Raw genomic sequence first — 10,900 nt, forward strand, 5'->3', positions numbered from 1 at the left:
TCCGGCGAAGCGCTATTTCACGATTGGCGAGGTCAGCGAACTGTGTGCGGTGAAACCGCACGTCCTGCGCTACTGGGAGCAGGAATTCACCCAGCTCAAGCCGGTGAAGCGCCGGGGTAACCGGCGCTATTACCAGCACCACGAGGTGTTGCTCGTGCGCCGCATCCGTGAGTTGCTGTACGACGAGGGGTTCACCATCTCGGGCGCGCGCAACAAGCTCGGCGAGACGGCAATCCAGGAGCAGGAACAGGCGAGCGAGGCGGAGCAGCTGCGCCGCCTACTGGCATCGGTGCGCGCGGAAATCGTCGCGGCCCTCGAACAACTAAAGATGTGACGAAGGGCTGGTAAAAAAAAGAATTGGTGCTATAATGCTCGCTTGTGTCGGGGCGTAGCGCAGCCTGGTAGCGCACTTGCATGGGGTGCAAGGGGTCGCGAGTTCGAATCCCGCCGCCCCGACCAAAAAACAATGAAACCGGCCGCTGGCCGGTTTTGTTTTTTCCGCCGTCCGCCGCGTTCGTGGAGGCGCGAGGTGTGATGCCTCAGTGTGCTAAGATGATCTGCTTCCCCACATCGTCGGGGTGGCGGTGCGGTTTGTGACACTCTGAACGGAAGAATCAATGCGCATTCTGGTCAGCAACGACGATGGTTATTTCGCTCCGGGCCTCGCCGCACTCGCGGAGGCCCTGGCCGAGGTCGGCGATGTGACCGTAGTCGCGCCCGAACGCGACCGCAGCGGCGCGAGTAATTCCTTGACTCTCGATCGCCCGCTGTCATTGCGCCGGGCAGCAAACGGCTTCCACTTCGTCAACGGTACGCCGACCGACTGCGTGCATCTGGCGGTGACGGGAATGCTCGACTACCTGCCTGACATGGTGGTGTCGGGCATCAATCACGGCGCCAACATGGGCGACGACACGATTTACTCGGGAACGGTGGCCGCGGCGACGGAAGGCTTTCTGCTCGGCGTTCCCTCGATCGCCATTTCGCTCGTCAGCAAGAACGCCAGCGATTTCTCCGCGGCGGCGCGAGTCGCGCGGGATCTTGCGACGCGCTTCACGCGCCAGCCGTTTCGCCAGCCTGTTCTGCTCAACGTGAATGTTCCCGATCGGCCATACGAGGAACTGCGCGGACAGCGCGTGACGCGGCTCGGCAAGCGCCACAAGGCCGAGCCGGTGATTCGCAGCGTGACGCCCCGCAACGAGACCGTGTACTGGGTCGGGGCCGCAGGCCAAGCGGCCGACGCGGGCGAGGGCACCGACTTTCACGCGGTCGCCGAAGGCTTCGTGTCGATCACACCGCTGCAGATCGACCTCACACACAACAATCTTATTCCCGGTGTTTCAGAGTGGTTGACCCGATGATGGTGCGGCGCGCCGATCCGGCTCAGGCTGCGGTCCGCGCGCGGGCTCGCATGGTTGAACGGCTGCGCGCGCAGGGGGTTCGCGACGAAAAGGTCCTCGCCGCGATGATGCAGGTGCCGCGGCACGCCTTCGTCGAGGAGGGGTTGGCGTACAGTGCGTACGACGACACGGCGCTGCCGATCGGTTATCAGCAGACGATTTCGCAGCCGCTCGTCGTCGCCCGGATGATCGAATTGCTGCGGGCGGGGCGCGAGCTCGGCAAGACGCTGGAGGTCGGGGCGGGTTGCGGCTATCAGGCGGCTGTGCTGTCGTTCGTCGCGACCGAGGTGTATTCCGTCGAGCGCATTCGGCCGTTACTGGACACAGCGCGTGAGAACCTGCGTCCCTTGCGCCTGCCTAATGTCAGGTTGAAATGTGTGGACGGTAGTCTGGGTTTGCCGGAAGCGGCGCCTTATGACACCATTATTGTCGCCGCGGCTGCTGCGAGCATCCCCGCGTCACTGAAGGAGCAGCTGGCGCCCGGCGGGCGCCTGATAATCCCGCTGGGAGCAGGGGAGCAACGTCTTGTGCTGATTGAACGGCAAGGAAATGTATTCAGGGAAACTCGTCTCGATGCCGTGCGATTCGTTCCCTTGTTGGCTGGTACGGAATGATTGACTCATTGAAGAATCGCGCCTCGCGCGCTGGACTCGCCTTTGCAGTGATTGCTGCCATTCTCACCGGTTGCGCCGCGCCGCGGCCCGCTCCGGTGCGCGAAAGCACGACGCCTCCGGCGACGGAAGCCTTGCCGTCCTCCGGAGGGCAGGCGGCTCCGGCCCTGCGGCAGGAAGGAACGCATGTGGTGCGCCCCGGCGACACGCTGCTGGGCATTGCCCGCCAATATGGCGTGAGCGTGAAGGATCTCACAGCGTGGAACTCCATTACGGATCGAAATCAGATCCAGGTCGGTCAGGTGCTGAGAGTGGTGCCGCCGGGGGCCAACAGCAATGCAGGCGCCGGGGCGGTGACGCAACCGGTGCCGGCCGTGACCCAGCCCGTTGAAGTTGTTCCCGGACGTAACGGCAGCGAGGTGCCGGGCGGGTTGAAGCAGGAACCGAGAGGCGGCAAGCAGCCCTATTCGGAGGAGCTGTGGGCGTCGCTGCGGCCGAAGGCGAACGTCGTTCCGACGCCGCCGCCGGTGACTCCCGCGGTGCCGGAGCCGGACAAGGCGGCGGGCGAGACGTCCTGGATGTGGCCGGCGAACGGTCAGTTGATCGGAACCTTCGACGAGGCGACCAACAAGGGCGTGGATATCGCGGGCAAGCCGGGCGATCCCGTTCTGGCCTCGGCGGGTGGAAAGGTGGTGTATTCGGGGGCCGGCTTGCGTGGCTATGGAAAACTGGTCATCATCAAACATGACGCGAATTACCTGACTGCATACGCGCATAACCAGCAGTTGCTGGTCAAGGAAGGGGATTCGGTCACGAAAGGTCAGAAGATCGCAGAACTCGGCAGTACCGATGCGGATCGGCCAAAGGTGCACTTCGAGATTCGCAAGCAGGGACGGCCGGTCGATCCTCTGAAGTATCTTCCCCCACGCTGAGAGGAGGCTATGTACGATCCGGCAAATCATGACGACCTCGACGGTCAGGAGCCGGATCTGCCGCCTGAAGTGGAGGCGTTCGTCGAGCGGGTCGTTCCGGCATTCGAGAACGAATTTCTCAGCGACGTCACCCAGATTTACCTGAACGAGATCGGCGCCAATCCGCTGCTGACGGCAGAAGAGGAAGGCCTGTTGGCGCGCCGCGTGCGCGACGGCGATTTTGCCGCGCGCCAGACGATGATCGAGCGCAACTTGCGCCTCGTCGTCAATATCGCCAAGCATTACCTCAATCGCGGCATTCCGCTGCTGGATCTGGTCGAGGAAGGCAATCTGGGATTGATGCACGCGCTGGAGAAATTCGATCCGGCGCGTGGTTTCCGATTCTCGACTTATGCGACTTGGTGGATCCGCCAGAATATCGAGCGCGCGATCATGAATCAGTCGCGCACGATTCGGCTGCCTGTCCACGTCGTGAAGGAACTGAATCAGGTGTTGCGCGCGCAGCGCAGCCTGGAAGCTTCGGGCAACGGGGAATTCACGCTCGAGCAGGTGGCCCAGAAGCTCGATAAGCCGGTGGAAGATGTCAGGGCGATCCTCGCCTTAAGCGAGCATACCGCCTCCCTCGATGCGCCGCTGGAGATCGATCCCACGCTTTCGATCGGCGAATCCTTGGCAGACGAGCAGGCGACAGCGCCTGATGTACGCATCCAGGATGGCGAGGTTGAGGAGCTGATCCAGGAGTGGATTGGCACGCTCAACGAAAAACAGCGCCTCGTGATCCGCCATCGCTATGGACTTGACGAGTGCGAGGTCATGACGCTGGAAGAGCTTGCCTCGCAGCTGTCGCTGACGCGCGAGCGGGTGCGCCAGATCCAGCTTGAGGCGCTGGGGCAGTTGCGGCGCACCGTGAAGCGGCGCGGCATATCGCGCGACGAACTGCTTTAAGCGCTCCTGTCAGTACTTCAGTTTCCTGTCGAATGCTCGTTGGTGACGAAATTGTCGCGTAGCGCCTGGGCGAACTGGAACACGGCCATCGCGTAGAAGCTGCTCTTGTTGTAGCGCGTGATCACGTAGAAATTCCGGTATCCGAGCCAGTATTCGACGCCTTCTCCCGGTGTCGCCAAGTCGACGAGCGTCGCGGGCGCGTCCGTTTGGTCCCTGACGGGCGTCACGCCGGCGGCGGCAAGCTGTGCGGGCGTGATCGTCGGTTCGATGCCGGTGTCGATCAGGGATTGCGTGTCGGTCGTCGGCGCCACCAGAGCCGGGCTCGCGACCGGTTCGCCTCGCACCCATCCATGGCGCGACAGGTAGTTGGCGACGCTGCCGATCGCGTCAGCCGGGTTCTGGTCGACGTCGATATGGCCATCGCCATCGAAGTCGACAGCGAAATTGCGGATGCTGCTGGGCAGGAACTGCGGATAGCCGAGTGCGCCCGCGTAGGAACCGTAGTAGCTGAAAGGGTCGCGGCCCTGCTCACGTGCAAGAAGAAAGAGGTTTTCGAGCTCGCGCTGGAAGAGGGGGGCGCGCGGTGGGTAATCGAAGGCGAGTGTTGCGAGGGCCGAGACGAGTTCGAAGTTGCCGGCATTGCGGCCATAATAGGTTTCGATGCCGATGATCGCGGCGATGATTTCCGGAGGCACGCCGTAGCGCTCGCTCGCCGCCTGCAACGTCGCCTCGTTTTCGTGCCAGAAGGCGATCCCGGCGTTGATCCGCGCGGATTCGAGGAAGCGCGCGCGGTAGCGCTGCCAGGAGCGTGCCGTGGGCATTGCGGGCGGCTTGATGAGGCGGATCACGCGCGCGTCGAAATGCGCGCGTTCGAGGGCCGCGAGAATCTGCGCCTGGTCGAAGCCGTGCTTCTCCTGCATTTCCTTCGCGAACGCCATGCCTTCGTCCCGCTGCGCGTAGGAGGCGCCCGCCTGGCTCGGTTGGGCAAGTAATGCGAGCATCAGGAGGGCGGCGGCGGTGGCGGACTTCATTTGAGCTTCAGTCTCCGGATGCGTTTGGCGAGGTCGCGAGTGGCGCTTGCGTCGTGGCGCGCACCATAGCGCAGTCGCGCGTAGACGTCAGCTATTTCCTGCAGCTCCGCCGCGTTTGCTGGCCGGGCGCGCGCGGCACGCAGGCCGTAATCCTTCGGTCCTTCCCACGGGTGCCGCGAAACGCCGTGCTTCGCGAGTTTCCGGCAGAAGTTCGCCCACGCACGGTCGAGTGCGTCGCGGCTGGGGCGCTGCAGATAGGCCCAGGCAAATAGAAGAAGCATCAGCGCGCCGGCGCTGGCGCCCAGCAGCCCGCCGTACGCCTTCCAATCGGGTTGCCCGACCCCTATGTTGGCGAGGAATTCGCGTTGCCGGTCGGGGTTGTAGCCCAGGACCCATTGATTCCAGGTATTGGACAGTGCGTCCCAGCGATGGCGGACGTTGCGTAGCCAGGACAACTCCGGACGCATCAGCAGCGGCAGGCCGTCGAGGTCCGACAGGGCGTCTGCGATTCCGCTCTCGAGTCGCCGCGGGGCCGCAAGGGCAGTCGGATCGACGCGAACCCAGCCCCGCCCGCGCAGCCAGACTTCGGCCCAGGCGTGGGCGTCGGACTGACGGACGACGAGCGTGCCGTCGACAGGATTGATTTCGCCACCCTGGTAGCCGGTGACGACACGTGCCGGAACGTCGGCGGCGCGCATCAGGAAGACGAAGGCCGAGGCGAAGTGCTCGCAGAAGCCGCGGTGCGTGTCGAAAAGGAATTCGTCAACTGTGTGGACGCCGAGGACTGGGGGCGTCAGCGTGTAGACGAGCGAGGCGTCCCGCAGATAGGTGACTGAGGCGTCGACGATTGCCTGATCGCTCGCGGCGCGGCGCGCCAGTTTCTGGGCGAGGGCGCGGGTGCGGGGATTGAAACCGTCGGGCAACTGCCGCGCGAGTGCCAGTACGCGGGCGTCCTCGGTAAGGCCAGGCTGGGTTTCCGGGTACGCCCGGAGGTCGAAACCCGCGCGCTGGCGCACCGCTTCGGTCGCAAGGAGGCGCAGGTCTGCCGTATAGCGCGCCCCATCGATCCCGGCGCCTGGATGTTCGAGTGCGAGCAACCAGTTCTGGTTGTGCGGTTCGAGTGTCAGACGATAGTCGTAGGCCGGGCCGCTGGGCCGGTACGGCGGCGCCGCGAGGATCGGGCTGCTGGCTTGGCGCCACGTGCGCCCATCGAATAGCGTCAGGACCGGTCCGCGCCAGTATCGCTGCGCGGGCGGGGGCGTCCGTTCCCGGAAGGCGGCCCGGAATGCGATTGCGTCCGACTGGCTCAGTTCGGCGATCGAGCCGGGGGCCATCGTGTCGGACAGACCGGTGGTGCCACTGTAGGCGTCGTTCGGCAGTCCCCATAGAGGGCCCTGGACGCGGGGAAACAGGAGGAACAGGACGAGCATGAAGGGCAGGCCCTGGGCGAGCAACACGGCGCCCGTGCGCAGTTGCGCAAGCGCTGGCTCGCGCGGCGCCTGGAGGCTGAGCAAGGTCACCGTGGACGCCAGGGTGCCGACAATTACCAGCAGTCCGACGAGCGGAGTCTGGTCATACAGGAAGAGCGACATCTGCAGGAAGTAGCTCAGCAGCACGGCCGCATGCACGTCGCGCGGCGCACGGCTCTCCAGTTGCTTGATGCTCAGCAGTACAGCGAGCAGGGCCACGCCCGGATCCTTTCCGAAGAAGTGATCGAACTGCAGCTTGACCCCGACGCTTGCGACGAGGGCGACGAGCGCCAGCACAAGGCGATGGGGAGGGGGATGGCCGCGGCGGACCATCGCAGCCTGCGCCAGAACGAGGCTCGCGCATAAGCCGAGCAGCCACGCGGGAAAATGCTCGGCATGAGGAGCGATCGTGATGGCGATGCTGCCGAGAAGCCAGTAGCGGCTCGCGCCCGGAAGGTCGGACGCCTTATTCATCGTCGCGCTCCTGCAAGCTGTAAAGGGCAAGCTGGCGCAGGCAGGTCGAAATGTGCCTTGGGTCGCTCGACGCGGGCGCGGCCCAGTGCGGAAGGCTCAGCGCGAAGGGGCGGCCGGCGACGCTGGCAGTGAGTATCCAGGCGGTGAAGCGTGAGAGACGTTGCTCGACATCTAGGTTTGCCGGCAGGTCGTGCCAGTCGAGCTCGACGGCTCCGCCTTCGGCTCCGGCGAATTCCTTGGTCAGCATCGGCCCGCCGCGCGCGACGTTCTTCCAAGCGACGTGTCGAGGTGAATCCGACAGGCGATGGGGGCGCAGTCCGGCGAAGTCGTCGTCGCCGAGGCCGCTGCGGCGTCCGGTTGATTGATCCGTTGGGCCCCGCGGGAGCGTAGGTGGATCCGGTTCCGGTGTCGGATAGGCGAGGCAGCGGATATCCGGTGTGACGATGCTCCACGCGCGGATCAGGCCCAAGGGATACGTGGTTTCAATGGTCACGCGGCCGGGGCGGTGCCAGCCGCGGGTCGGCGTTGCCAGGGGAAGCGTGACTTCAGTCGTTTGCGAGGGGCCCAGATCGAGCGCTGCTGCGCCGGCCCGGGTGCTGCAGCGCAGGCCGGGGCGGCCGGCCGCGCGCGTGTTCGAAAGGAGTAGCGTGAAGTGCGCCACGTCGCCGGCAAAGACGGATTCGGCACGGCCGGGGCTCAGCGACAGGTGCAAGAGATTTCGAAAGGCGTGCACGATGCTCGCGACGGCGACGCCGGCGATGAGGAAGACGAGACCGAATCCGAGGCTGAGGTTGTAGTTGATCGACGCGAGCAGCATGACGGCGAGCGCAAGGGCGAACACGATCCCGCTCCGCGTTGGCAGGACGAAGATCCGTCGCTGACGCAGCACGATCGGCGCGTGCTCGGACGGGCCGACGCGAAAGAGCCAGTGATCGATGAAACGGCGCAGCCGATTGCGCAGGGCGGGCATCAGGGCAGGGCGACGCCGTGCAGGATGCGCGTGAGGCTCTCGGTACTCACTGGCCGACCGTCTCCGGCGTGATGGAGGCGATGACCGGCAATGTGCGGGAAGACGGTCTGGACGTCTTCGGGTAGCACGTGCTCGCGTCCGTCGAGGAGCGCCCAGGCGCGCGCGGCGGCGAGCAGTCCGAGGCCGGCACGCGGGCTCAGCCCGGCCGCGAGCTCATTGCTTTGGCGGGTGCTGGCCAGCAGGGCCTGCACATAGTCGATCAGGCGTTCGGCGACGACGACGTTGGCAGCGGCGCGCTGCAGGGCGAGGAGGTCGTCGGGATGGATCGCCGGATCTTGACGTTCGAGGAGTTCGCGCCGGTCCTCGCCCATCAGCAATGCGCGTTCGGCGGCCCGGTCCGGAAAGCCGAGGCGGATGCGCATCAGGAAGCGGTCGAGCTGGCTCTCGGGCAGCGGAAAGGTGCCCACCTGGTGCGAGGGATTCTGTGTCGCGATGACGAAGAAGGGGGAGGGCAGCGGGAACGTGGTGTTGTCCGCTGTGACCTGACGTTCTTCCATCGCTTCGAGGAGCGCGCTCTGCGTCTTCGGTGTCGCGCGATTGATCTCGTCGGCGAGGATCAGCTGCGCGAAGATTGGGCCCTGATGGAAGCGGAAGCTGCCCGCTTCCCTGTCGAACACCGATACACCGATGATGTCCGCGGGCAGCAGGTCGCTCGTGAACTGTATGCGCTGGAACTGCAGCCCGATCAGGCGAGCGATGACGTGCGCAAGGGTCGTCTTGCCCACCCCGGGTACATCCTCGATCAATAGGTGGCCTCGTGCGATCAGGCAGGCGAGCGCGAGGCGCAGCTCCTGATCCTTGCCGAGAATGATGTGGTTGGCGGCTTCGAGCACGCGCAAGGCGGGGCGGTGGGGCATGGCAGGGGCGTACTGTGATAAATTGGCCGCGAAGCGGTGATAATAGTCGACAAAGATCAACAGGCTGCGCCGGGAATGCCGGTGGCAAGCCGCTTGGAATGGTAGTGGCACGAAGCAGTTCGGCCGTGGGGGAGAGTGAGGGGATATGACGACGACGGCGTTCATTACGCATCGCGATTGCTGGCTGCACGATATGGGTTCGTTCCACCCGGAATGCGCCGACCGGTTGGCGGCAATCAATGACCGGCTGATTGCGGCCGGCCTGGACCTTTACCTGTCGTTCTATGACGCGCCGCTCGCAACCGCCGAGCAGATCCTGCGCGTTCATCCGGAGAGTTACCTCGACGAGCTCAACGCCAGCGTGCCGGAGCATGGTATCCGCCACCTCGATCCGGATACGGCGATGTGCCCCGGGACGATGAAGGCGGCGCTGCGCTCGGCGGGAGCAGGCGTGCTCGCGACCGACCTCGTGCTGAAGCGCGAGATCGAGAACGCGTTCTGCGCCGTCCGCCCGCCCGGCCATCATGCCGAACGTGCGAAGGCAATGGGCTTCTGCTTTCTCAACAACGTTGCGATTGCAGCGCGGCACGCGCTGGAAGCGCACGGGCTCGAGCGGGTCGCGATCGTCGATTTCGACGTGCATCACGGCAACGGCACCGAGGATGTGTTCCGCGACGATCCGCGGGTGATGATGGCGAGCATCTTCCAGCATCCCTTTTACCCCTATAGCGGCGCCGATTGCACGGCACCTCACATGGTCAATGTGCCCGTTCCGGCGGGCACGCGCGGGGACGCCTTCCGCCAGATTGTCAGCGACCGCTGGCTGCCGGCGCTGCGTGAGCACAAGCCGCAGATGATCTTCATCTCCGCTGGATTCGACGCGCATTACGAGGACGACATGGGCTCGGTCGGTCTCGTGGAGTCGGACTACGTGTGGGTGACGCAGCAGATCAAGGCGCTCGCCGAGGAGTGCGGACATCGCAACATCGTGTCGATCCTCGAAGGTGGGTACGCGCTGTCGTCCCTGGCGCGCTCGGTTGTGGCCCACATCAAGGCCCTGGCCGATCTGTGATCGGCGGATGCGGGGGCGGAGTAACGTACTCCACTGGTCGTATGGCGGCGATCAGGTAGAATGAATCTTTTATCTTTCGGCCCTCGCCCATGATTACCGGTTCGATTGTCGCCATCGTCACCCCGATGAACGAGGATGGCAGCCTGGATTTTCAAAGCCTCCGTTCACTGATCGACTTCCACGTGGCCGAAGGGACGGACGCCATCGTCATCGTCGGCACCACCGGTGAGTCGCCCACGGTCAACGTCGAAGAGCATTGCGAGTTGATCCGCGTTGCGGTCGAGCACGCCGCGGGGCGCATTCCGGTGATCGCCGGAGCGGGTGCGAATTCGACCAACGAGGCGATCGAACTCGCCCGATTCGCGCAGGAAGCGGGCGCAATCGCGCAACTGTCGGTGGTCCCGTACTACAACAAGCCGACGCAGGAAGGGTTGTATCGCCATTTCCGCACCATTGCGGAAGCGGTCGAACTTCCCGTGATCCTCTATAACGTGCCCGGCCGCACCGTCGCCGACATGTCGAACGATACGGCGCTGCGCCTCGCGCAAGTGCCCAACATCATCGGCATCAAGGACGCGACAGGCAGCATCGATCGCGCCTGCGACCTCTTCGCGCGCGCGCCGAAGGATTTTGCGCTGTACACCGGCGACGACATGACCGCCGCGGCGTTCATCCTGTTGGGTGGACACGGTACGATTTCGGTCACCGCCAACGTCGCTCCGCGCGCCATGCACGAAATGTGCGCGGCCGCACTCGCCGGCGATGCGCTCAAGGCGCGCGAGATCAATGCGCGCCTCGTCGGCCTGCATCGCGAGCTGTTCTGCGAAGCCAACCCGATTCCCGTCAAGTGGGCCGTCCAGCAGATGGGCAAGATCAAGGGCGGCATCCGTCTGCCGCTCACGCCGCTGTCCGAAGGCATGCGCGAACGCGTGCGCAACGCGATGCGTCAGGCAGGCGTGAATTTCTGATTACCAAGGATTTTCTGAATCTCATGAATCGTAGCGTGCGTACTTCTGCTTCTTTGCTTGCATTGGCCGTTGCGTTGACCGGATGTTCCGGTTCCCTGCTGGAGTCGAAGA

General features: G+C 64.6%; 11 protein-coding genes and 1 tRNA gene. 8 read left to right on the forward strand and 4 right to left on the reverse strand.

All coding sequences use genetic code 11. The features are described from left to right. The 6 genes from VJ673_RS04955 to rpoS form a co-directional block, all read left to right on the forward strand. A partial coding sequence (locus tag VJ673_RS04955) for a MerR family transcriptional regulator (RefSeq protein WP_324124933.1) occupies positions 1-334 on the forward strand: 334 nt, incomplete at its 5' end. 48 nt (positions 335-382) lie between these two features. Continuing rightward, positions 383-459: transfer RNA gene (locus VJ673_RS04960), tRNA-Pro, on the forward strand. Between the two features lie 158 nt (positions 460-617). Next, the gene (surE, locus tag VJ673_RS04965) at positions 618-1,361 is read left to right on the forward strand and encodes a 5'/3'-nucleotidase SurE (protein ID WP_324124934.1); all 744 of its coding nucleotides are present in this window, start codon (positions 618-620) and stop codon (positions 1,359-1,361) included. Then, positions 1,358-2,014 carry a protein-L-isoaspartate(D-aspartate) O-methyltransferase gene (locus tag VJ673_RS04970; RefSeq protein WP_324124943.1) on the forward strand — a complete coding sequence of 219 codons (657 nt, stop codon included), beginning with the start codon at positions 1,358-1,360 and terminating at the stop codon, positions 2,012-2,014. The genes surE and VJ673_RS04970 overlap by 4 nt, the downstream gene beginning before the upstream one ends. Continuing rightward, positions 2,011-2,943 carry a peptidoglycan DD-metalloendopeptidase family protein gene (locus tag VJ673_RS04975; RefSeq protein ID WP_324124935.1) on the forward strand — a complete coding sequence of 311 codons (933 nt, stop codon included), beginning with the start codon at positions 2,011-2,013 and terminating at the stop codon, positions 2,941-2,943. The genes VJ673_RS04970 and VJ673_RS04975 overlap by 4 nt, the downstream gene beginning before the upstream one ends. Positions 2,944-2,952: 9 nt before the next feature. Further along, entirely contained in the window at positions 2,953-3,888 is a 936-nt protein-coding gene (gene rpoS / locus VJ673_RS04980; RefSeq protein ID WP_324124936.1) for an RNA polymerase sigma factor RpoS, read from the forward strand. A 17-nt stretch (positions 3,889-3,905) separates the two neighbouring features. Here the strand turns inward: rpoS and mltB are convergent, their stop codons facing one another. The 4 genes from mltB to VJ673_RS05000 are packed head-to-tail and all read right to left on the reverse strand — an operon-like array spanning position 3,906 to position 8,749. Next, positions 3,906-4,919 (reverse strand): lytic murein transglycosylase B, encoded by a 1,014-nt coding sequence (gene mltB, locus VJ673_RS04985; protein WP_324124937.1) that lies wholly within the window; start codon positions 4,917-4,919, stop codon positions 3,906-3,908. Continuing rightward, positions 4,916-6,862: a transglutaminase TgpA family protein gene (locus tag VJ673_RS04990; protein WP_324124938.1), complete on the reverse strand. Its 1,947-nt coding sequence runs from the start codon at positions 6,860-6,862 to the stop codon at positions 4,916-4,918. The genes mltB and VJ673_RS04990 overlap by 4 nt, the downstream gene beginning before the upstream one ends. After that, the gene (locus VJ673_RS04995; protein WP_324124939.1) at positions 6,855-7,832 is read right to left on the reverse strand and encodes a DUF58 domain-containing protein; all 978 of its coding nucleotides are present in this window, start codon (positions 7,830-7,832) and stop codon (positions 6,855-6,857) included. Before VJ673_RS04995 ends, VJ673_RS04990 begins: the two co-directional genes overlap by 8 nt. Next, positions 7,832-8,749, reverse strand: a complete 918-nt coding sequence (locus VJ673_RS05000; RefSeq protein ID WP_324124940.1) for an AAA family ATPase — start codon at positions 8,747-8,749, stop codon at positions 7,832-7,834. Before VJ673_RS05000 ends, VJ673_RS04995 begins: the two co-directional genes overlap by 1 nt. A gap of 145 nt (positions 8,750-8,894) precedes the next feature. On the opposite strand from VJ673_RS05000, the gene VJ673_RS05005 reads away from it, so the two are divergent. Next, a complete protein-coding gene (locus tag VJ673_RS05005) occupies positions 8,895-9,821 on the forward strand; it encodes a histone deacetylase family protein (protein ID WP_324124941.1) in 927 nt (308 codons plus the stop codon). Positions 9,822-9,910: 89 nt separating this feature from the next. Then, positions 9,911-10,789 carry a 4-hydroxy-tetrahydrodipicolinate synthase gene (gene dapA / locus VJ673_RS05010; protein ID WP_324124942.1) on the forward strand — a complete coding sequence of 293 codons (879 nt, stop codon included), beginning with the start codon at positions 9,911-9,913 and terminating at the stop codon, positions 10,787-10,789. Positions 10,790-10,900: the final 111 nt, after the last annotated feature.

This window comes from Aromatoleum sp., assembly GCF_035254505.1.
In the GTDB taxonomy this organism is placed as follows: Bacteria; Pseudomonadota; Gammaproteobacteria; order Burkholderiales; family Rhodocyclaceae; genus Aromatoleum.